The following is a 21,587-nucleotide window of genomic DNA, read 5'->3' as shown; positions in this document are numbered from 1 at the left end:
TTCGCGATGGGCAAGATTGGCAAGGTGGTACAGGTCATCGGTCCGGTGGTGGACGTCGAATTCGAGGAGGATCACCTGCCCTCCATCTACAACGCGGTGAAGATCACCGACCCGGGCACAGGCACCGGCGTCGCCATCGATCTGACCGCCGAGGTCGAGCAACACCTCGGTGAGAATCGTGTGCGTTGCGTCAGCATGCAGAGCACCGACGGTCTCGTCCGCGGCATGAAGGCGGAAGACACCGGCGACCCGATCAAGGTCCCGGTGGGTGAGGGGACCCTCGGTCGTGTCCTCAACGTCATCGGCGAGCCGGTGGACAAGCGGGGCCCGGTGGACACGACGGAGTTCTGGCCGATCCACCGCGAGGCACCGGCCTTCGACCAGCAGAACACGTCGGTCGAGATGTTCGAGACCGGCATCAAGGTCATCGACCTGCTAGAGCCCTACCTCAAGGGTGGCAAGACGGGACTGTTCGGCGGTGCGGGTGTCGGCAAGACGGTGTTGATCATGGAGTTGATCAACAACGTGGCCCTCAAGCACGGTGGTTACTCGGTCTTCGCCGGCGTCGGAGAACGAACCCGCGAAGGCAACGACCTCCTGAACGAATTCAAGGAGACCGGCGTCATCAACGACGAGGATCTCTCCAAGTCGAAGGCCGCTCTGATCTACGGTCAGATGACCGAGCCTCCCGGTGCCCGTCTTCGAGTTGCATTGTCCGGCCTGACCGTCGCCGAGTATTTCCGCGATGTCAAGAAGCAGGACGTGTTGCTGTTTGTCGACAACATCTTCCGCTTTACCCAGGCGGGGTCGGAGGTGTCCGCACTTCTCGGCCGTATGCCGTCGGCGGTGGGCTATCAGCCGACCCTGGCGACGGAGATGGGCGAGCTGCAAGAGCGCATCACCTCGACCAACGACGGTTCGATCACGTCGGTGCAGGCGATCTATGTGCCGGCGGATGACTACACCGATCCGGCACCGGCCACGACCTTTGCCCATCTCGACGCATCGACCAACCTCTCGCGACAGATCGCCAACCTCGGCATCTACCCGGCGGTCGATCCGTTGGCATCCACCTCTCGCATCCTCGATCCGGCCTATGTCGGCGAAGAGCACTACGCCGTCGCCCGTAACGTCCAGCAGGTTCTGCAGCGTTACAAGGAGCTTCAGGACATCATCGCCATCCTGGGTATGGACGAGCTCTCGGAAGAAGATCGCCTGACGGTCACCCGGGCCCGAAAGCTCGAGCGCTTCCTCTCGCAGCCGTTCCACGTGGCCGAGCAGTTCACCGGCATGCAAGGACGCTACGTCTCGGTTGCCGATTCGATCCAGGGCTTCAAGGAGATCGCCGCCGGCGATCACGACGATATACCGGAGCAGGCGTTCCTCTACGTCGGCAAGATCGACGAGGCTCTCGAGAAGGCCGACAAGATGAAGGCCGAGAGCGCCGCCTCCTAGGAGTCGATGGATGGCCGAGACGCTCCAGCTTGAAATCGTCACACCCGAGCGCCGGGTGTTGCAGATCGATGTGGGTGACGTCATCGCCCCCAGCGTGTCGGGCTACCTCGGTGTCCGACCCGGTCACGCGGCCCTGCTGGTGCAACTGGATGTCGGCGAGATTTCCTACGGTGTCGAAGGACAGCCGCGGTGTTTTCTCAGCGTCTCGGGAGGCTTCCTCGAGGTTGCAGACGACCGGGTCAGCATCCTGGCGGAGACCTCGGAGTTGGCGGAAGAAATCGACCTGGAACGGGCCGAACGCGCCCGAAGCCAGGCCACCGAGGTGCTGGACTCCCAGTCTTCCGACGCCGAGTTCCGGGTTGCCGCTCACAAGCTTCGGAAAGCGCTATCCCGAATCCAGGTTCGCGGCAGGGCCCGTCGCTGATATCCTCATTAGCAGGGAGGCGGTTATGAACTGGATGCAACGCGCGGTCGTTCTGACGCTGGTTACGCTGACGTGCTTCGCCCTGGGCTGCTCCAAGGAAGTCAAGATCGGCGCGGTTGTCTCCGAGACTGGCGCCGTCGCCTCCTACGGTGAGTCGGTCCGTAATGGGATGGACCTGGCCCTTGAAGAGGTCAATGCCGCCGGCGGTTTCGAGGGCGGAGCCTTCACCATCACCTACATAGACGACGGGACCGACGCCGCCCAGGGTAAGGCCGCGGCCCGGGACCTCCTCGATCAGGGCGTCAACGTCCTGGTCGGTGCGCTTTCGTCCCGCGTCACCGAGGCGATCATTCCGCTGGCCACCAAGGCTGAGGTACCCGTGCTTTCGCCGTCGGCGTCGGCCGCCAGTCTGACCGGTGCCAGTCCCTACTTCTTCCGTAACTTCCCATCGGACATCCTCGAGGGAACGGCGATGGCCAAGTTCGCCTCGGATCACGGCGTAGAGTCGGTGGCGATCTTCGTCGTCGATGACACCTACGGCCAGGGTCTGGTCAAGATCTTCCGCGAGAACTTCGAGAACAGCTTCCGCTCGGTCGTCGAGCAGTTCGACTACAACGAGGGCAACGAAGCGTCGTTCGCCGACATCGCCGCCCAGGTCAAGGCACTGGATCCCGACGGCATCTACATCGTCTCCTATCTGGAAGAGTCCAGTCAGTTGTTGGCGGCTCTCGACGAGGCGGGCTGCGATTCGGTGGTGCTCGCCAGCGGCTCGGTGACACCGGAGCTCCTTCAAAGAGCCGGTGCCGCCGCCGATCGCCTGGTCTATCCGCAGCCCAGTTTCGACCCGGAATCCAACGAGCGAGAGGTCGCCGAGTTTGTCCGCGCCTATCGCGCCGCCTACAACACCGAACCGGATATCTACGCCGCCCACGGCTACGACGCCGTCAAGTTGATCCACCGAGCGGTCGAGATTGCCGAATCGACCTATCCGAAGTCGATTCAGGAAGGGCTGGGGTCCATTCAGGATTATCGCGGCGCTGCCGGCATGACCACGTTCGATAACAGCGGTGACGTGGTGCGCTACCCCAGCATCATGATTGTCAAGGATGGCAAGCCGATTCCCTTCGATCAGTTCAAGAACGACGGCGGCTCCCTCCTGGCCGATCGTTAAGAGCTGACGGTGACACCCGGGCCGGCGGGACGACTCCAGTTGTCGGTCGTCATTCCCGCGTACAACGAAGCCGCGCGGATCGCTCCGACCCTCGGGTCCATTCGACAGTACCTGAAGCAGCGCCGTCTCTCGGCGGAGATCGTCGTCGTCGACGACGGCTCCACGGACGACACAGCGGAGATCGCAAGGAACGAACTCCACGGCGACGGACGTGTCTTGCGGCTCCCCGAGAATCGCGGCAAGGGTCGTGCAGTTCGCGAAGGTGTTCTCCAGTCCAACGGCCGCTGGGTCCTGATCAGCGACGCCGATCTGTCCACCCCCATCGAAGAGCACGAGACGTTGGCCGCCGAGGCACGGAACTACGACGTCGACATGGTCATAGGGTCACGGGCGATCGAAGGCTCGGACGTGCAGAAGCATCAGGCCTGGCCGCGGGAGGCGATGGGAAAGACCTTCAACGGCATCGTCCGGGGGACGATGGGCCTGCCCTATCGGGACACCCAGTGTGGGTTCAAGCTGTTCGACCGCGATCGTCTGTTGCCGGTCTTCCGCATGCTGGCGATCAACGGGTTTGCGTGGGACGTGGAGTTGTTGTTCGTCAGTCGGCGTCTGGGGCTCCAGGTCCGCGAGGTCGGGGTGACCTGGCGTAATGACCCTTCGTCACGGGTCGGCGTCGTGCGGGACCCGATCCTGATGTTGATCGACCTGATGCGTATCCGCTGGCGTTTTCGCCGGGGCGCCTATCATCCCCAACGGCAACCGTCATGAGGCGGGTGGCGCCGAGTGACCGCGGAGTCGTCGATCCGGCGACCCTGATCCGGCGGGTGCAACAGGCACGGTCTTCCGGTCAGACGATCGTCTTTACCAACGGCTGTTTCGATCTTCTCCACGCCGGTCATCTCACCCTCCTGGAGGGCGCCGCCCGGCAGGGGGATCGATTGATCGTCGCCGTCAACGACGATCCGTCGGTTCGTCGCCTGAAGGGTGCCCGTCGTCCGCTGACCCCCTTCGAGGAGCGAGTCGAGTTGCTGGCCGGTCTGGCGGTGGTCGACTGGGTCGTCGGATTCGGGACATCGACGCCTCTCGAACTGATCGAGGCGGTCCAGCCCGATGTGCTGGTGAAGGGCGACGACTGGCCCCTGGATCGCATCGTCGGCCGTGATCAGGTTCGCGCGCGGGGCGGGCGCGTGGTTCAGGTTCCGCTGCGTGCCGGCCGATCGACCACCGCGCTCGTGAGGCAAGTCCGCAACGTCGACCCATGAACCTCTGGCAACCACTGGCCGAGGCGCCGTTTTTCGAAGAGCTCGCACGTCGTGTGAATTCGAGGAACAAGCACGCGGTCGTCAGCGGTCTGGTCGAATCGTCCCGCGCCCTGCTCCTGCTGCTCCTGGCAAGACGGTCGGGACGCCCCTTGTTACTGGTCACGGCCGATGACACCAGCCTCGAGAGTTATCAAGGCGACCTCGCCACCTTCGCGGAGCTGTTGAATCTTCCACCCCAACGGATCGCGACCCTCCCCGCACTGGACGCCGACCCCTACGACGGTATCCCACCCCATCCCGAGGTGGTCCGCGAGCGGGTGCTGGCACTCGGTCGGCTCCACCGCCGGGAACTGGACGTCCTGCTGACACCGGTTCGGAGTCTGCTCCAGCCGATCGCGCCGCCGTCCTGCTGGAAGCAGTGGATCCAGACGATCCGTGTCGGCGACACGTTGCCGCCCGATCGGTTTGTCCTGGACGCCATGGCTCTGGGCTATCGTCGGGTCGACATCGTCAGCGCTCCCGGCGAGATCTCCCGTCGTGGCGGGATCGTCGATCTCTATCCACCGGAGCGCGGCGAACCGACCCGCATCGAATTGTTCGGCGACGACGTCGAGTCGATCCGCGGCTTCGACACCGACAACCAACGCTCGACCGGAACCCTTCACGAGGTCCGTGCGGGTCCTGCCAGTGAGAACCCACCGGCCGATAGCGCCGTCCGTCGTCTTGCCAGTTTCCTCGACGCCGGTCTCAGAGAGGTCGGTGACGACCGAGCGCAGCTGCGTCGGATCCGAGAGCAGCTCGATCAGCTGGAGAACCAGGGCCACCTTCCATCCTTCGAATCGCTGACGAGTCTGACGATCGAAGGTGCGGGCTCTCTGTTCGAGCACACAGGCGAGATGATCCTGGCGGTGGACGAGCCGGAGCAGGTCGAGGACGCCCTCGCCCGGGCGGTCCACGATCTCCGCGGTGAATACGAGGGCAGCGACAATCGAGTGCTGCCACCGCCGGAAAAATTGTTCGTCGATCCGCTTTCGGTGCGAGACGGGATCCGCGCCTACGATGTCGCGCTGCAGGAGTTAGCGGGGGAGGAGCCCAGCGAGGCGGAAGCGGTGTTCTCCGTCGCCTGTCGTCGCAGCTCTCAGTGGGACGGCCGGATTCCCGGCTGGATCGAGACGCTGACACCCGTCAGCGACAACGGTGTGCAGACGCTGTGTGTGATGCGCACCGCCGGGAGTCGCGATCGTCTTGTCGAGATCCTGAACGAAGAGACATCGCCATCGCCGCTCGAGAACGGTTCGTTGTCCATCGCCATCGGGCGATTGCGTCGTGGCTTCGAGCTGCCCGATCTGAAACTTCAGGTCGTCACCGAACTGGATCTGTTCGGCGAGAAGCGACGGACGGCCAAACGGAAGCCGACCAGCCGCGCGGCCTTCCTCTCGGACTTTCGCGACCTCAAGGCCGGCAGTCTCGTCGTGCACACCGATCACGGCATCGCCCGTTACGCGGGGCTGGGCCGACCCAAGGGCGGTTCTCTGAATCGCGACTTCATGCTGCTGGAGTTCGAGCGCGGTGACCGGCTGTTCGTCCCCGTCGATCGTCTCGACCTGGTACAGAAGTATAGCGGTGTCGGTGGCAAGAAGCCCAAGCTCGATAGGTTGGGGGGCCCCGGTTGGGAGCGCGCTAAGTCCAAGGTTCGCAAGTCGGTCCAGGAGATGGCTGGCCATCTCCTGGAGTTGTACGCCCAGCGGAAGTCATCCCGCGGAATCGCCTTCTCTGCCGACACACCCTGGCAGTCGGAGCTGGAAGACTCGTTCCCCTACGAACTGACCGTCGATCAGCAACGGGCCGTCGAGGACATCAAGAAAGATATGGAGTCTCTGCGAGTCGCGGATCGACTCCTGGTGGGGGATGTCGGTTTCGGCAAGACCGAGGTCGCGGTGCGTGCCGCGTTCAAGGCCGTGATGGACGGTTACCAGGTGGCGGTGCTGGCACCGACGACGGTGTTGGCCCAGCAACATTTCCAGACATTCTCCCAGCGCCTCGCCCCGTTCCCGGCGAAGGTCGATCTGGTCTCCCGTTTTCGTTCCGCGGCGGAGATCCGCGAAACACTACGACGAACCGCCGACGGTGAGGTCGATGTGCTGATCGGCACCCATCGGCTGCTGTCGAAGGATGTGGTGTTCAAGAAGTTGGGTCTGTTGGTGGTCGACGAGGAGCAACGATTCGGTGTCGCCCACAAGGAGCGACTGAAGCAGCTGTCCCGTGGCATCGATGTGATCTCGATGACCGCGACACCGATTCCGCGCACGCTGCAGATGTCGCTGGCCGGCGTCCGCGACCTCTCCATCATTGAGACACCGCCGCCGGGGAGGATGTCGATCCAGTCTTACATCGTCCCGTTCCGCAAGAACGTCATCGCCCAGGCGATCCGACAGGAGATCCGTAGGGACGGGCAGGTGTTCGTCGTCCACAACCGTGTCGAGACGTTGCCGGCTCTGGCCCGGGCCATCGAGGAGATGGTTCCCGAGGCCCGACTGGCCATCGGTCACGGGCAAATGAACGAACGGAAGTTGGAAGACGTGATGCGACGGTTCGTCCGTTACGACGCCGACGTGTTGGTTACCACGACGATCATCGAGAACGGCCTGGACATCCCGCGGGCCAACACCATCATCGTCAACCGCGCCGATCGCTTCGGTCTTGCACAGCTCTACCAGCTACGCGGACGTGTCGGTCGAAGCGAGAAACCGGCCTACGCCTACTTCATCGTACCCAGTCGTCAACATCTCCCCACCGATGCGCGTCAACGACTTCGCGCGTTGCAGGAGTTCAGCGAGCTGGGCGCAGGGTTTCGCCTGGCCGCGGCCGACCTCGAGATTCGCGGTGCCGGCGAATTACTGGGGTCGCGACAGCATGGCCATATCGCGGCACTCGGTTTCGATCTCTACTGCCAGATGCTGGAGCGGGCCGTCCACGAGCAGCAGGGAGAAGTGGTGGCTGTCCGCGAGCCGGCAACCCTGGCCCTCGGTATCGATGTGAAGATTCCCGAGAGCTACCTGGCCGACGCCAACGACCGACTGGTGTTGTACAAGCGGCTGGCCCAGGCGGCCGATTCCGATCGGCTGGATCGACTTCAGGAAGAGACCGAAGACCGTTACGGCCATCTACCGGATTCGGCACGACGGCTCTTCGAGCTGGGGCAACTGCGTCTTCTGGCGGAGCAGACCGGCGTTCGCAGTATCGATCTTGTCGGAGACGAGCTGCAGATCCGATTCCGTCGCGATGCACCGGTTTCCGCCGATCAGGTGCTGGAACTCGTCACCGGTGGTAGTGGATCGCTGACCCCTTCAGGCATGATGCGCATACCGGCTCCGCCACGCGGTGCCGACCGGATCCAATCCATCTCCGCACTGCTCAAGGGGATCCGGATCGAGGAGACCGAGGCCACATCGTGAAACATCGATTCCTGCAGGCGTTGGGCTTCCTCACGGCCCTGTTGCTGATGACCGGCTGTGGCGGCGGGAAGACCGACGCCGACGCCGTCGTCCTACGGGTCGCCGAGATCGAGCGTAGCGGCCTGGACTTCCAGCGGTTCCTCCGTGGACAGCTGGCCGAAGCTACCGACGACCCCGAGGTCAAGAGTCGCCTGTTCGACCTCTTCGTCGAAGAGCAACTGATGTTGGAGGAGGCCCGTCGCAAGGGGATCGAGATCGCCGATGAGGATATCGAGGCCTACCTCGTCGACCTGGAAGGGCCGACCGACGCGGACCGCAGTCGTGCGTACGGCCGTCTGGCCCAATTGCGATTGCAAGAGGTATGGGCGGAGGAACTCGCACCCGTCACCCAGACCGACGTCGACGCCTACCTGGAAGCGGAAGGCATCACCACCGTCCGCCGTGTGGAGCTGCGCTCCTTGATGGTGCCCGATGCTGACGAGGCGGCCCGTCTCCATCGTCAGATCGACCGGCGCCGGATGACCTTCGACGAGGCGGTGGCCCTGCATCAGCATCCGTCGATGCCCAACACCCCGTTCCGGGTCACCTGGGATACCCTCGATCCGATCCTGCGGGAGGCCCTGGAGGATTTGAAGCCGGGGCGGATCACGCCGCCGCAGGATCTCCATGGCAACCGCTATCTGTTCCAGTTCCTGGGCTGGGTCGAGGAGCAAGATGACGCCAGCGTCCTGCAACGACAGCAGGCGGAAAAAACGTTGGAGTCCCGCCGTCTCCGTGACCGTGGCCAAAAAATGATGGCGCAGTTGCGTCAGACCATCGACCACCGGCGCTATCCCGGTCGACTGCCGTTCCCCTATCGGGAGGCGTCTGCGGACAATGGCTAGAGCGCTTCCCATTGACTACCATGGTCGGACAGCGGAGGGATAGACGGTGACTCGATTACGACAGGTTGGCGTGGCAATCCTTCTTGTGGGCCTGAGCCTATCGGCGGCCTACGGGGAGGTGATCGAGGAGATCGTGGCCCTCGTCAACGGCGAGATCATCACCCGGTCCGACCTCGACGAACAGGAACAGCTGATGGTGGCCGAGATCTACCGTCAGTATTCCGGCGCCGAACTGGATAAGCGGCTTGCGGACATCAAGAACGCCCTGCTGCTGGAGCTGATCGACGCCGAGATCCGGTTCCATTATGCCAAGCGGCAGTTCGACACGGAGCGGCTGCGGGAGTCGTTCTACGAGCAGTTTGTCCAGCAGCAGATGCAGGAATACAACATCGAGAGCGAGGAGGCGTTCCTCGAGCTGCTGGCACGGGACAACATGACCGTCGATGAGCTGAAAGACCGCTTACTCCGTACCTTCGCCCCGGAGGAGGTGTTGCGGTACGAGGTCGGCTCTCGGATCGCCATCGACGACCCCGAAATCGAGACCTACTACCAGGAGAACCCCCTACAGTTCCTGGTCCCGGGGGAGGCGACGGTTCGCGAGATCGTGCTCCTGGGGGACACCGAGCAGAAACGATCGGAACGGATGGCCGAGGCCACGGCGATCGTCCAGCGCGTTCGCGACGGCGAGTCGTTCGAGGCGCTGGCCAAGGAACTCTCCGAGGCCGGAACCCAGGACCAGGAAGGACTTCTGGGTACCGTTGCACGGGGGGACCTGTCGGACCAATTAGAAGAAGTGGCGTTTGCGATGGAAGCAAATGATGTTTCCGATCCGATTGACACACCTTACGGGCTCCACATCATCAAGATCGATGCGATCACTCCGGATCAAACCCGTCCGTATGACGAAGTCAAAGAGCCCCTCCGCGGTTTTCTCGAGAGTCGCAAGTACGCCGAGGATGTGCGGGCGTTTACGTTGAAGGTCCGCGGGCAGGCGGACTGGTGTGTGAAGAACAAGTACATCGGTCGACTCCCCGACAACGTCGAGCCTCAAATCTGCACCGAGATGTAGCGCCAGATAGCTGACAGCAGGTATCAAACGGTATTGCCGCTACTCATTCGCGCGTGGTAGCTTCATTCTCATAAGGCCTTGGTAACCCGCCGCATTGAGGAATCCGCCATGATGAACCGCAAGTTGGTGCGACCGAACCTGCAGGAAGTCAAAGAGCGCTATACCACACGGAGCGACCGCGGCTCACGGGACACGAACCAAGGCGACAACGGCACGGTCCATCCCCGTCGTCGTGCCGCGCCGCCGGATCAGACCAACGCCGAGGCGTTCTATTACCTGAAGCAGATGAACGGCAAGACGCCGATGACGGTTGTCCTGGATGACGGCGAGCGGTTGACCGGTTGGATCGAGTGGTACGACCAGAACTGCGTCAAGGTTCATCGGGAAGACGGCCCTAACCTGCTGCTGTACAAGCGCTGTATCCGCTATCTGTATAAGGCGGAAGACGAGACCGCCTAATCGTCGGTTCCGCGTCTGCTCAAGACCCGCAACGTATCTTCCAGGACAGGAAGGATCGCCCGGTCCTTGGGTCGGTTCGTGGCCCGCTTGCTTGCGATGATCCGTTCAAGCGGTAGGACGTCGACATCCACATCGCCTATCGCGATCTTCTTGGCGTGCACCGCTTCCTGGTCGAACGACTCCAGGCCGTGCATGTGGACAACCAGGTCGAACAGTTCGGCGCCTTCACCCACCATCAGCGGCGGATTCTGCATGGTTGGTTCGACATAGACGATGCCGAGTTTCTTGAGCGCACGACGAAAGTTTGGGGATGACAGGGAGTCGATCCATAGATCCACATCCTGGGTTACCGCAGGCGCACCCTGCAACGCCGCCGCGGCCAGGCCGACGATCAGAAAGCGGACGTCCTCTTCGACGAGTGCGCGAAGGAACGCCTGCTCTTTATCGGTGAGCGGTGGTGGTGCGGCCACGGGTCAGGCTCCGGTTCAATCGTTCGATCGGATTCATCTCGAGAAGGGTAAGAACGTGCCAGACATTCTCGAACGACGCGTCGGGGTCTTGAGCGCAGATCCTCTGGGCGGCTACGACACGAGGGGGGAGTTCTTCCAGTAACCCGCTGACCGGTTCGTCGAGTGCCGCAGCCAGCGCATCGATAGATCTGGGAACGACCGAACTCTTGCGGGCCAACGAGTAATACGCCGTGCGGCTGACGCCGGCTCTCTCGAGAAGCTCCGAGAGGGTCAGGTTCATGTCGCGAGCAAGCTCGCGGATTCTCTCGGTGGCCAGTCTCATATCAAAAATGTACTAAAATATAGCACACACCGCAAGCGATGCCCTTATTTCTTGCCGGACCCGTCGGTACGGCTCCAGCCATGCTTGTCGTACGCCATGTCGGGTATCGGCGTAACGGAACCGAACCTTAATGCGTTTCTGTCCGGTTGCGCCCCGATGCCGATGCCGGGGACGGCAATCAGCGGCATCTCGACCTGTCCTGCGGTGAGCGGGTCAACACGGACGAACTTGTAGGTCAGTCGCTCGCCACCCCGTTTGACACTCTGCGGCTCGCCCAGCAGTTCCACGACCTCGGCGCGGCTCTTGCCCACCCAGGGGTTCTCTTCGGCCGTCGGCTCGTCTGCCGCCAGACCAGGGGAGAGCAGGATCAGGACGATGGCAATCAGGATTCCGTAGCGCATGAGGACCTCCGTGGGGATTAAGCTGCGGGCTCGGCGTTTACATCCCAGCCGGGGAATACCAAGACTGCCGGGTGACACTTCAACGCGCTAGCGATCACCTTCGCGCGCTCCACGCCCAGATTGATACGATTGTTTTCGATTGCCGAGATCGTCGATTGAGGGATTCCCGTAAGCTCAGACAACTGGTTCTGGCTCAACTCCTGAAGCTCCCGAATAATCCGGACGGACTCCCCGACAGAAACCTCGATCCGTTGAGTCGCTTTTCTGAACTCTCGCTTGTTCATCCCTTCACCTTCTGCGGTAGTCATGGGCATTGAGTTCCACGACATAGACCGCGACCTCTTGCCCTTCAACCTTGTAGATCACTCGATACTGGATTCCAAGCCGAGAAGAGCGGTGCCCCTTCCATTTACCTCTAAGAGACTCATCGTGAAATCCCTTGATAGCACGCAACCCCACTGGACCTGAGACTCTGACAATGTCCTTCCATTTCTCGTATCGCCTGAGTACTTCTTCCGGGAGGCGATCCAGCCGCCGAGAGATTCTGCGAAGCTCGTAGACCTCCCACATCACATAAATATACTATACTGAATATAGTATGTCAAGGACGTGCCCGTGCTGACTTTCAGATTGGCTGGAGTATGATCCATCCGCCTCACCCTCCCAACGGGAGCCAACTTGTCCCAATCGGCGCGCCGAACTCTCCTGATTCTTGCGTTTGTTACCGTCGCCGCGTCTCCCGTGTTCTCGCAGGACACACCCAGCAAGACCGACTTACAGGAAAAAGTCCACGTCGGCCTGGCCCAGATGGAGGTCACCGTCTGGCCCAAGAAACATGACGACCCGACGACCTGTCGCGGATTCACCGCCGACGATTTCTACGTCACGGTCAACGGCAGGAACCGAGAGATCATCGCAGTTGACTGGCTGGGATCAGCGGAGGCGATGAGCATCATGGAGGATCAGCCGGTCAAGGATGTAGAGAACCCGCCGATGACGATGGTGCTGTTGTTCGACCTCTGGCATCTGGACATCTTCTATCGCAGCTTCGATTGCCCGATTACAAAGCCGCTGGCATTCGAGCAGGCGCGGGCGTTTATCAAAGAAGAGTTTCGACCGGGCGACCGTCTGTTGCTAGTCACCTTCGCCGGCTGGCCGTTGATCCACGAGGGATGGATCCGCAATCCGGAAGAGGCCCTACGCGCACTCGATCGGCTGGAGGTCGATCCGTTCGTGCTCAACCCGCGTCGCAGCCATTCGCACCATCATGTATGGATCGACGGAATCAAGAGTCTGCTGTTGGCGCTCGGTCAGTACCCCGGTCGCAAGGAGGTCATCTACCTCGCCGACGATTTCCGGTTCGACGACGTGGCGATGCAGGTCAACAAGCTGGCCACCCGGGCCCAGGCGAATCAGGTCTCGATGCATGCCGTCGATCTACTGGCCAGCTGCCGAACGGTGCCGGGTCCCGGCTGCACGTTCGCCGGGGGGTTGGGCTGTACGGACTTCAGGAAACCCATCGCCCTCGGTTACGTGGCCGCCAGCACCGGTGGCATCCTGGCGGACTCGTCCACCGCGACCATCGCTTCGACCGTGAAGCGTGTCCGCTCCATGCGTGGCTGTCGTTACCTGGTCTCGCTTCCCATGCGTCGCAGCGACGACAGGCGAGCACCCAGAGCGACGGTGCACACCACGCGTAAGGGGTTCCAGCTGATCCATCCCCGTAGCTTCGGAAGCCCCAAGCGAGAACCCGACGAACGCGATCGTCAGGACGCGTTGTTCCTTCTTCCTCATTTCGGTCGGGGCCTCACCGCCGACGTGGGTCTGTGGCCGTTACGACCGTCGGGCAAGAGGAAACAGTGGAGTGGCGTGATGGTGGCACGGTTGGGACCGACCGACCCCTGGCCTGACAGTCTGGAACGGATCGAGATCACCGCCGTCGCCAGCACCCACGCCAGCGTCTACGGCAGCTTCACAAAAGTCATCGAAGGCGCGGAGCTGAAGCGCTTCCGCGAAGAGAAGTTGATGGTCTTTCCGCTCGAAAAAATCCCGCCGGGGGACAACACCGTCGCGCTTCGTGCGGTCGGTGTGGGTGCCCACGTGTCGGCCAATGTCCGTGCGTTGCTGGACGTTTCCGATCCACCCGAGCTAGGCGAGGCCAGTGGCTGGTTTCTCTCCAAGAAGCTGGCCAGGTTGGGGGAGACCGTGACGCTGCTACCCACGCTGGACGGTGTGTTGAATCCCGAGGATGGCGGCGCGCTGATCCTCGGGTTCGGGTGTCCTGGTGACGATGAAGTCGAGGACGGACGGTTGGTGGCACTTGCCGATGATGCGTCGGTGCCGATTTCCATCGACTGGCTGGATGGAGCGATCGAGGGCGAAGCGTGTGGCTGGCTTGCGGGGCGTGTGGATGCGGAGCTCGCTGCGGGGCTGTGGAGGTTCGAACCGCCGGAGTCGTTGATGGTGGAGGATGCGGAGCCGTCGACGATTGAGTTTCGGGTGGCGGAGTAGGGGGCCCGGGTCACGGTACAATGCCCGCAGGAGGACTCCTCCCATGTCGCGCGTCACCCTCTTGATCCTTGCCTGCCTGCTTCTCGTCACACCCATCGTCGCCGACGGCAAGAACATCGGCGGCGGGCGTACCTACACCGATTCCAAGACCAATCCGCGAGCGTTCACGTTGGCGGTCGATCTGGATCGGTAAGCGTGACGTCTACGACTCGCAGGTCAATTCCGCGCAAGATGCTCCACAAGATACGAGCCTGTAAACTGGTATCAGATCGGAGGCCCCATGCGTCGTCTCATCTTGTTTGTTGCTCTGTCCATCTCGCTATCCGGGGTGCTCGCGGCTCCGGGACCCGTGATCGATCCCGAGACACCAAAGGAAATTCAAATTGCTGCGATGGAACTGCTGATTAATCGGGTTGTTCTCGAGGCCTGGTTCGCCAGTCGGGGCGACGATCGCCTCGACGCGCCGGAATCGCCGATGTCGCTTAAAGAGTTCGTCCGTACGATGCCCAAACCGTATCGGGATTACATCATCGAGCGAGATCCCTGGGCCAACGCATACATGATCGGTTCGTCCGATCGTCTTGCTTTCTGGATCGGATCCGGCGGCAAAGATCAGTATCTCGGTTCGCTCGAGAAATTCGAGATCGCAGCTGAGTCACGCAAAGATCTTTCGGCGCGGCGGGACCTCAAGTCGTTCATCGAGGACGACGTCGTCTTGATTTACGACAAACTTGTCTACGGGCCGATGACCGATCTCGACCGGATCAAGAGGTCGATGAGCGATCTTCGATCAATTGGTACCGCGATCGAGTCCTTCTCGATTGATGAGAACGTCTACCCGACCCAGGATTCGGGCCTGGCACCTGTGACGACGATCGAGGCAGACCTAGAGCCGACCTATATCCGAACGCTACCCCAGGTCGACGGCTGGGGTCAGCCCTACTTGTTCTGGTCCGACGGCAGTCAGTACACCGTCCTTTCGATGGGCGCCGACGGGATCCTCGACCCCCACACTCGCAGCGGCATTCCGGGTGCCCAGGCACGGGGCGGCGCGACAACCGACCCCAACGCGGACATCATCTTCGCCAACGGCCAGTTCACCCAGTGGCCCGCAGGCGCGCAGCAGTAGTCAAAAAGGGGACAGATTTATTTTTCCAGAACGGTGCCCGGCGCCGGAGACGCTTGGAAGTAACGGATCTTTCGGGCCGCGACACCACAGTCCGGCCAGCAACGCCACCACCATGAACAACACACAGGAGATCACGAACGTGCGGTCGCCGATACGCTCGTAGATGAGACCTCCACCGAACAGGCCAACAATGCTGGCCAGACTGCCGGCGGCTCCTGCGAACCCCTGGGTCGCCCCCTGGAGTTCGACGTGCGACATCTTCGACAGGACCGCCTGGATCGTTGGCCACATCGTCCCGTTGCCCAGTGCGAAAAAGAGCGCCGCCGCGAAAACCAACGTCGTGTCTTCGGACATGAGCATCAGGAAGCTGACGGCCAACAGCAGGTTGCCGAGGACGATCAAGCGTGTTTCGGAAACTCGCCGTGCAAGTCTTGACAGCAGCGGCCCCTGCACCAGGACCATCAGTCCACTCATGAACGTGAAGAACAATCCCGTCTTGCCGACACTCCATTCCAGATCGCGGGAGACACGCACGGGAAACGACACGTAAAACAGACTGAAGCCCAGGAAGATCAAGAAGTACAGGCACAGGACACGTGCGACACCCGGCTGTCGCAGGACGGCCGCCAACCCGACCCGCTGAGATTCGGAAACCTTCGTACAGTCGATAGGCTCATGACCGCTGCTGCGACGCAATCCCGCGCGGGAGGGTCCGGGGCGCCGTTCAGGGCGGCTATCGGTCAACATGAAGATGATCGCCAGCAACCCCAGCAGCGAGATCGCCAGTGCTGCATAGATCGACCAGGCCTCCCCGTCTCCCAGCGCAGCCAGCAGGCTGGCCAGCGCCGGTCCCAGGATGAACCCGAGGCTGGACGACATCCCCATGCGACCGAAGTTCTTGCTGCGATCCTCCTCGCTGGTGATGTCGGCGAGGTACGCGTTGGCGACGGAGATGTTGCCACCGGTGAGGCCATCGAGGGCCCGGGCGGTGAAGATCAGCAGCAACGGCAGAGTGACCGTAAACGCGCCAAGCCAGGACGAGTCAAACTGCCGCAGCGGGCTCGCCGGCAACGACAGAGCGAGCGCGAAAATTCCCCAGGCCAACAACGTACCGGCCTGGGAGATCAGAAGTGTCTTCTTGCGACCGATCCGATCGGACCAGCGCCCCAGTAACGGTGCACCGACTAACTGGAACGCGGGGTAGGTCGCGACCATCAACCCGTAGATCACCGCGTTCCCGCCGACGCGTGTCACCAGATAGACCAGGAACGGCAACACGATGCTGAAGCCCATCGTGCCGATGAAATTCACCAGCAGGACGGGCAGAATTGATGTACGAGCACGACTCAAGTGAGATCGAACACCAGGAGTTCCGTCTCTTCGTTGGCGACCAGTTGCAGTGCGGGCTCGTCACTGAGCGCTGCCGCATCGCCGGCCGACAGCGTTTCACCGTTGGCGGAGACCTGCCCACGAATCACCTGGACCCAACCATGACGCCCCGGGTCCAGCTTGTGGTTCAGTTCGTCGCCGGCGCCCAGCACGGACGCATAGATCGAGACGTCCTGATGGATCTTGACCGCTCCGTCGCGTGGTTTCTGCGCGGCAATCAGCCGAAGCCGACCACGCTTGTCCGCATCTGAGAACTGCTTCTCCTCGTAACTCGGTGTCAATCCCGCCGCCTCCGGCTCGATCCAGATCTGCAGGAGGTGCGCAGGTTCCTCCTGCGATCCATTCATCTCGGAGTGCCGGACCCCGGTCCCGGCCGTCATCCGCTGGACGTCCCCGGCCACCAGCACGGAGCCGTTGCCCATGCTGTCCTTGTGGGCCAGCTGACCGTCCAGCATGTAGGTGAAGATCTCCATGTCCTGGTGACCGTGGGTTCCAAATCCAGCCCCCGCTGCCACGCGATCCTCGTTGATCACCCGCAGCGTGCGGAAGCCCATGTGAGCGGGGTCGTAATAGTTGGCGAAGGAAAAGCTGTGGCGCGCGTTCAGCCAGCCGTGGTCGGCGTGACCGCGCTCTGCGGATCGGCGGATCTTCATCATGGGACTGCCTCCAACCCGATTATGCCGGGTTCATCCCTGATAACAATCGTCTATTCCCGGGTGCGGTGCCGTCGATGCCGGAGGATGTGGAGCCATCGTCGATCGAGTTTCGAGTTGCGGACTAGCGGGGTGGGGCACCCCCAAACGCCTCCCGCGTCACCCCCAACATGAATCCGTGCAGCGCCTTGCCGCCGGCAACGATATCGCCGCTGTCCAACATCCGGTTGTCACCGGCAATATCCGTGACAATCCCACCGGCCTCCTGCACAAGCAACGTCCCCGCCGCGATATCCCAACGCGACAGCCCGACCTCCCAGAACGCGTCGTACCGACCGCACGCCGTGTAGGCCAGATCGATCGCCGCCGAACCGGCCCGACGGATCCCTGCCGTCGATCGCACCACCGCCTCAAACGATTTCATGTACTGCGGCAGCCGCTCCAGCTCACGAAACGGAAAGCCGGTCGCCACCACCGCCTGGTCGTTGTCCACTTCCTGGCTGCACGAGATCGGCTCCCCGTTCAGTCGCGCGCCGCCGCCACGATGGGCATGGAACGTCTCTTCATGAAACGGATCGTGGATCACGCCCGCCACCAGGCCGTCGTCGTCCTCTAACGCGACCGAGACCGAGAACGGACAGACGCCGTGGATGAAGTTGGTGGTTCCATCAAGAGGATCGACCACCCAACGCATCCCGTGATGGACGACTTCCGGCGAATCCTCCTCGGACATGATGCCGTGGTCGGGGTAACGCTGGCGGATATAACTCAGCACGGCGTCCTCCGCTTCTCGATCCACCTCGGTAACGAAGTCGTGAAGCCCCTTGGACTCGATCTTGAGAGGTCCGGTTTCACGAAATCGACGACGAAGGACGCGACCGGCGGCGTGACTGGCCTCACAGGCGACGGATTCAAAATCTGCTGCAGACACGGGATCTTCCTCTACTCGGTTCGGCGCGGCGTCTTACCCTGTCGTGGTCGTCGCGCCCGTGGGTGTGCCTTATCGTACACCTGCATCAGCGCGTCGGTGCTGACGTGCGTGTATCGCTGGGTGGTAGACAGCGACGCATGACCCAGCAACTCCTGGATCGCGCGGAGATCCGCGCCACTCCCCAGCATGTGGGTCGCAAACGAATGACGGAGATCGTGAGGCGAGATCCGCGCATGGATCGCCGCCTCCTGCAGCCGTTGGTTGAGGATCCGGCGAACGCTGCGATCGGTGATCCGTCGGCCACGGAGGTTCAGGAACAACGCCTCGTCGTCGCCACCCTTTACGCGTAACGGCGCCGACGCCTTCAACCAGGCACGGATCGCCTTCTGCGCCTTGGAACCGAACGGCACCATCCGTTCCTTGTTGCCCTTGCCCAACACACGCATCATCCCGGCTCCCAGGTCCATATCGCCGAGATCCCGGGAGACCAGCTCGCTGACCCGCAACCCCGCGGCGTACAGCAGCTCCAACATCGCCCGATCCCGCAGCGATCCCGGGTCATCGGTCTGGATGCCATCGAGGAGCGCAAACGTCTCGTCGACGGTCAACGTTCTTGGGAGCGGTTTAGGGGCCTTGGGTGCCGGGACCGACTCGGCCGGAGACGCGTCGATCGCCCCCTCTCTAACCGCGTACTTCAGGAACGACCTCACCGCCGACAGCTTCCGCGCGATGCTCGACTTGCCAAGCCCCGACCGCGACATCCGCGCTACGAACCCCCGCACCGCGATCTGATCGATCTGTCGAGGTGGGTCGGCCTTCTTGATCTCTCCGTCGCCAAGAAACTCCGCGAACTGCAACAGGTCACGACGATAGGCCCGCAACGTCTCGGGGGAGACCCGTCGTTGATCTTCCAGATGACGAAGGAATTCCGCCAGCGCGCTCTCGTAAGTGGCGCCCGGCCTCACAGACTCTCCGCGACGAACCGATCGATCGACCCCAGGGCCCGGTTGGAGCGGGCAAGACGACGATCGCGACGCTTCCGTGCGCCGGGCGGCGCCGGCGGCAACAACCCAAACGTCGCGTTGGTCGGTTGGTAGTTCTCCGGATCGGCGTTGGCAATGTAATGACAGAGCGCTCCCAGCATCGTGTCTACCGGCAGGGTCAAGGTCGGCTCACCCGTCGCCAACCGCGCCGCGTTGATCCCCGCCAGCAGTCCCGTGGCCGCCGACTCGGTGTAGCCTTCGACGCCGGAGATCTGTCCGGCAAACAACAACCCCTCGCGCTTGCGAGCCTGCAGATCCGGATCCAGAACCGACGGAGCATGGATGTAACAGTTTCTGTGTACCTGCCCCAACCGCACGAACTCCGCCTTCTCGAGACCGGGAATCATCCGGAAGACGCGCTTCTGTCCCGGCCAACGGATCTGGGTCTGAAAGCCAACCATCGAAAAATGCTCGGCCGCAAGGTTGTCCTGTCTAAGCTGCACGATGGCGTAGGCTCGGCTGCCGGTTCTGGGGTCTGTGATCCCCACCGGCTTCAGCGGTCCGAAGCGTGGCGTGTCGATCCCGCGAGCCGCCATCTCCTCGATCGGCAGGCAGCCCTCGAAGTACGGCGTGTTATCGACCTCATGCATCGGTGCCTTCTCCGCACCCAGCAACGCCTCGATGAACGCCTTGTACTCTTCCTCGCCCATGGGACAGTTCAGGTAGTCGTCGCCCTCTCCCTTCCCGTAGCGGGAGGCGGCGAACACAATCTCACGGTTGATCGACTCGGCATGGATCACCGGTGCGATCGCATCGAAGAAGAACAGATAGTCACGACCGGTGAAGGTTGCGATGGACTGGGCCAGGTCCTCAGAGACCAGCGGCCCCACCGCGAGGATGACGATGCCTTCCTCGGGGATACTTGGAACCTCTTCCCGCACCAGCTCGATGAGGTCGTTGTTCTCGATCGACGACGTGACATCCGCGGAGAACCCGTCTCGATCGACCGCCAGTGCTCCGCCGGCCGGCACGCGATTCCGCGTCGCGCAGTCCAGGATCAGGCTGCCCATGCGACGCATCTCTTCCTTTAAGAGACCGTGGGGCGTTCCCTTCTCGAGAGACTTGAGAGAGTTGGAGCAGACAAGCTCCGCCAGGTTTCCGGTGCGATGGACCGCCGTCGGTCGCGTCGGACGCATCTCGAAAAGACGGACCGGCACGCCACGACGGGCAAGCTGCCACGCCGCCTCGCTACCGGCGAGCCCGCCTCCAACCACGGTGACCGGGCTGCGAATCGCCAACGAGACCTCCGGAAAACGGCGAAAGAGCCGTCATCGACGCATGATAGCGCAGCCGACCGTCCGATCCGTGGCGAGGGTGGGGTCCCCTGTGTATATTCGAAACTCATCCTGATTCTGAACTGGAGAGCAAGATCCATGTCCGCAACTCGTCTTCTTACTGCGTTGATCCTCGTCGCCGGTCTCTGTGTCCTGGGCGGTTGTTCGCCGGCTGACACTCAGGCCAACACGAATACCACGGCCCCGGACAAAGTGGTCGCTACCGTCGGTTCCGAGACGATCACCCAGTCGGATCTTGAGAGCGCCGCCAGCGGTGGTCTTCGCAATCTCGAGCAACAACGTTACGAGCTGCTCAGCACGAAACTGACCGAGATGATGCGCCAGTCGATGCTTCGTCAGGAAGGCGAGAGCCGTGGGATGACGGCCGGCGAGTTGGAAGCCGCCGAGATCGACGCCAATGTCCTCAACCCGACCCAGGACGAGGTTCAGACCTTCTTTGATGAAAACCGCGAACAGACCGGGAAATACACGCTGGATGACGTTCGCAGTTCCATCATTAAACTGCTCCGCAATCAGCGAGAGCAGGCGTTACGAACCGCCTTCTACGCGTCGCTGGATGCGAAGTACTCCTCCGAACGCTCCCTGACAATCCCCCGCATCGATGTGGGCAGAAGCGACAACGAGCTCCTGCGCGGTTCTGCCAGCGCCCCCATCACCATCGTCGAGTACGGCGACTTCCAGTGTCCGTACTGCCGCCGCGCTCATGTCGTCGTCGACCGAGTCATGGCCGAGTACGGCGACCAGGTGCAGTTCATCTTCCGCGACTACCCGCTGGAGAACCACAAACGCGCCATCCCCGCATCCAAGGCCGCTTACTGCGCCGAAGAGCAGGGCAAGTTCTGGGACTACTACGACCACCTGATGCTGATGAAGGGCGACCTTAGCGACCAGGACCTGTTCGGCCGCGCCCAGCAACTAAGCATCGACACCGACGTGTTTGGCGAGTGCTTCCGTAGCTCGCGCTACGAAGACCTGATCGCCAGCAACCAGCAACACGGCACCGATCTGGGCGTCAAAGTCACGCCCACCTTCTTCGTCAACGGCCGCATGGTTGTGGGCGTGAAGGAGTTCGATGCGTGGAAGCTGATCCTCGACGAGGAGTTGTTCCTGGCTGCGAAGCAGCGCGGGTAGCCTGCCGCACGATTCCTAGAAAATCGGTTCCGCACTTTCGATTGTCGAACAGAATTCTGAGTCGGCTGGATCCGCACTCTTCTCAAATTGTCCGAAGTTCTCGCACGCGGGCCCAAACCATTCCGAACCGGCA

At 62.2% G+C, this 21,587-nt stretch carries 23 protein-coding genes; 13 read left to right on the top strand and 10 right to left on the bottom strand.

What is annotated here, in order from left to right:
• Window positions 1-6 precede the first annotated feature (6 nt).
• From atpD to OES25_05990, 9 genes are all read left to right on the top strand, one after another.
• Window positions 7-1,455: a F0F1 ATP synthase subunit beta gene (atpD, locus tag OES25_06030; protein MDH3627200.1), complete on the top strand. Its 1,449-nt coding sequence runs from the start codon at window positions 7-9 to the stop codon at window positions 1,453-1,455.
• 10 nt (window positions 1,456-1,465) lie between these two features.
• Window positions 1,466-1,879, top strand: coding sequence for a F0F1 ATP synthase subunit epsilon (locus OES25_06025; GenBank protein ID MDH3627199.1), 414 nt, complete (start codon window positions 1,466-1,468; stop codon window positions 1,877-1,879).
• A 25-nt stretch (window positions 1,880-1,904) separates the two neighbouring features.
• Window positions 1,905-3,050, top strand: a complete 1,146-nt coding sequence (locus OES25_06020; protein MDH3627198.1) for a penicillin-binding protein activator — start codon at window positions 1,905-1,907, stop codon at window positions 3,048-3,050.
• Window positions 3,051-3,059: 9 nt separating this feature from the next.
• Window positions 3,060-3,818, top strand: coding sequence for a glycosyltransferase family 2 protein (locus tag OES25_06015; protein MDH3627197.1), 759 nt, complete (start codon window positions 3,060-3,062; stop codon window positions 3,816-3,818).
• A gap of 5 nt (window positions 3,819-3,823) precedes the next feature.
• Window positions 3,824-4,312, top strand: a complete 489-nt coding sequence (gene rfaE2 / locus OES25_06010) for a D-glycero-beta-D-manno-heptose 1-phosphate adenylyltransferase (protein MDH3627196.1) — start codon at window positions 3,824-3,826, stop codon at window positions 4,310-4,312.
• Window positions 4,309-7,767, top strand: a complete 3,459-nt coding sequence (gene mfd / locus OES25_06005; protein MDH3627195.1) for a transcription-repair coupling factor — start codon at window positions 4,309-4,311, stop codon at window positions 7,765-7,767. Before rfaE2 ends, mfd begins: the two co-directional genes overlap by 4 nt.
• Window positions 7,764-8,651 carry a SurA N-terminal domain-containing protein gene (locus tag OES25_06000; GenBank protein ID MDH3627194.1) on the top strand — a complete coding sequence of 296 codons (888 nt, stop codon included), beginning with the start codon at window positions 7,764-7,766 and terminating at the stop codon, window positions 8,649-8,651. The genes mfd and OES25_06000 overlap by 4 nt, the downstream gene beginning before the upstream one ends.
• 46 nt (window positions 8,652-8,697) lie before the next feature.
• Window positions 8,698-9,720, top strand: coding sequence for a peptidyl-prolyl cis-trans isomerase (locus OES25_05995; GenBank protein MDH3627193.1), 1,023 nt, complete (start codon window positions 8,698-8,700; stop codon window positions 9,718-9,720).
• Window positions 9,721-9,828: 108 nt separating this feature from the next.
• Complete coding sequence (locus OES25_05990) at window positions 9,829-10,179, top strand: RNA chaperone Hfq (protein MDH3627192.1); 351 nt, start codon at window positions 9,829-9,831, stop codon at window positions 10,177-10,179.
• On the opposite strand, the gene OES25_05985 is transcribed toward OES25_05990, so the two are convergent.
• Genes OES25_05985 through OES25_05965 form a run of 5 tightly spaced genes read right to left on the bottom strand, consistent with a single transcriptional unit; the run spans window position 10,176 to window position 11,942 of the window.
• Window positions 10,176-10,649, bottom strand: a complete 474-nt coding sequence (locus OES25_05985) for a hypothetical protein (GenBank protein MDH3627191.1) — start codon at window positions 10,647-10,649, stop codon at window positions 10,176-10,178. The genes OES25_05990 and OES25_05985 overlap by 4 nt on opposite strands.
• Complete coding sequence (locus OES25_05980) at window positions 10,621-10,971, bottom strand: helix-turn-helix domain-containing protein (GenBank protein ID MDH3627190.1); 351 nt, start codon at window positions 10,969-10,971, stop codon at window positions 10,621-10,623. The genes OES25_05985 and OES25_05980 overlap by 29 nt, the downstream gene beginning before the upstream one ends.
• 44 nt (window positions 10,972-11,015) lie before the next feature.
• Window positions 11,016-11,372, bottom strand: a complete 357-nt coding sequence (locus tag OES25_05975) for a hypothetical protein (GenBank protein MDH3627189.1) — start codon at window positions 11,370-11,372, stop codon at window positions 11,016-11,018.
• Between the two features lie 17 nt (window positions 11,373-11,389).
• Window positions 11,390-11,656, bottom strand: coding sequence for a helix-turn-helix domain-containing protein (locus tag OES25_05970; protein MDH3627188.1), 267 nt, complete (start codon window positions 11,654-11,656; stop codon window positions 11,390-11,392).
• A 4-nt stretch (window positions 11,657-11,660) separates the two neighbouring features.
• Window positions 11,661-11,942 carry a type II toxin-antitoxin system RelE/ParE family toxin gene (locus OES25_05965; protein MDH3627187.1) on the bottom strand — a complete coding sequence of 94 codons (282 nt, stop codon included), beginning with the start codon at window positions 11,940-11,942 and terminating at the stop codon, window positions 11,661-11,663.
• Window positions 11,943-12,050: 108 nt separating this feature from the next.
• On the opposite strand from OES25_05965, the gene OES25_05960 reads away from it, so the two are divergent.
• From OES25_05960 to OES25_05950, 3 genes are all read left to right on the top strand, one after another.
• Entirely contained in the window at window positions 12,051-13,883 is a 1,833-nt protein-coding gene (locus OES25_05960; GenBank protein MDH3627186.1) for a VWA domain-containing protein, read from the top strand.
• Between the two features lie 43 nt (window positions 13,884-13,926).
• Window positions 13,927-14,076, top strand: a complete 150-nt coding sequence (locus tag OES25_05955) for a hypothetical protein (GenBank protein MDH3627185.1) — start codon at window positions 13,927-13,929, stop codon at window positions 14,074-14,076.
• 87 nt (window positions 14,077-14,163) lie between these two features.
• Window positions 14,164-15,012, top strand: a complete 849-nt coding sequence (locus OES25_05950; protein ID MDH3627184.1) for a type II secretion system protein GspG — start codon at window positions 14,164-14,166, stop codon at window positions 15,010-15,012.
• Here the strand turns inward: OES25_05950 and OES25_05945 are convergent, their stop codons facing one another.
• From OES25_05945 to trmFO, 5 genes are all read right to left on the bottom strand, one after another.
• Window positions 15,013-16,362, bottom strand: a complete 1,350-nt coding sequence (locus OES25_05945; GenBank protein MDH3627183.1) for an MFS transporter — start codon at window positions 16,360-16,362, stop codon at window positions 15,013-15,015.
• On the bottom strand, window positions 16,359-17,057 hold the full coding sequence (locus OES25_05940) for a pirin family protein (GenBank protein MDH3627182.1): 699 nt from the start codon (window positions 17,055-17,057) through the stop codon (window positions 16,359-16,361). The genes OES25_05945 and OES25_05940 overlap by 4 nt, the downstream gene beginning before the upstream one ends.
• Window positions 17,058-17,178: 121 nt before the next feature.
• Entirely contained in the window at window positions 17,179-17,985 is an 807-nt protein-coding gene (locus OES25_05935) for an inositol monophosphatase (protein MDH3627181.1), read from the bottom strand.
• A gap of 11 nt (window positions 17,986-17,996) precedes the next feature.
• Window positions 17,997-18,950, bottom strand: coding sequence for a tyrosine recombinase XerC (gene xerC, locus OES25_05930; GenBank protein MDH3627180.1), 954 nt, complete (start codon window positions 18,948-18,950; stop codon window positions 17,997-17,999).
• A complete protein-coding gene (gene trmFO / locus OES25_05925) occupies window positions 18,947-20,260 on the bottom strand; it encodes a methylenetetrahydrofolate--tRNA-(uracil(54)-C(5))-methyltransferase (FADH(2)-oxidizing) TrmFO (GenBank protein ID MDH3627179.1) in 1,314 nt (437 codons plus the stop codon). Before trmFO ends, xerC begins: the two co-directional genes overlap by 4 nt.
• A gap of 141 nt (window positions 20,261-20,401) precedes the next feature.
• Between trmFO and OES25_05920 the strand changes: the two genes are divergently transcribed.
• Complete coding sequence (locus OES25_05920) at window positions 20,402-21,454, top strand: thioredoxin domain-containing protein (protein ID MDH3627178.1); 1,053 nt, start codon at window positions 20,402-20,404, stop codon at window positions 21,452-21,454.
• Window positions 21,455-21,587 lie beyond the last annotated feature (133 nt).

The sequence above is a fragment of the Acidobacteriota bacterium genome, from assembly GCA_029861955.1.
In the GTDB taxonomy this organism is placed as follows: domain Bacteria; phylum Acidobacteriota; class Polarisedimenticolia; order Polarisedimenticolales; family Polarisedimenticolaceae; genus JAOTYK01.
Note: the sequence above shows the minus strand (reverse complement) of the source record. Positions and strands in the feature narration are given on the sequence as shown.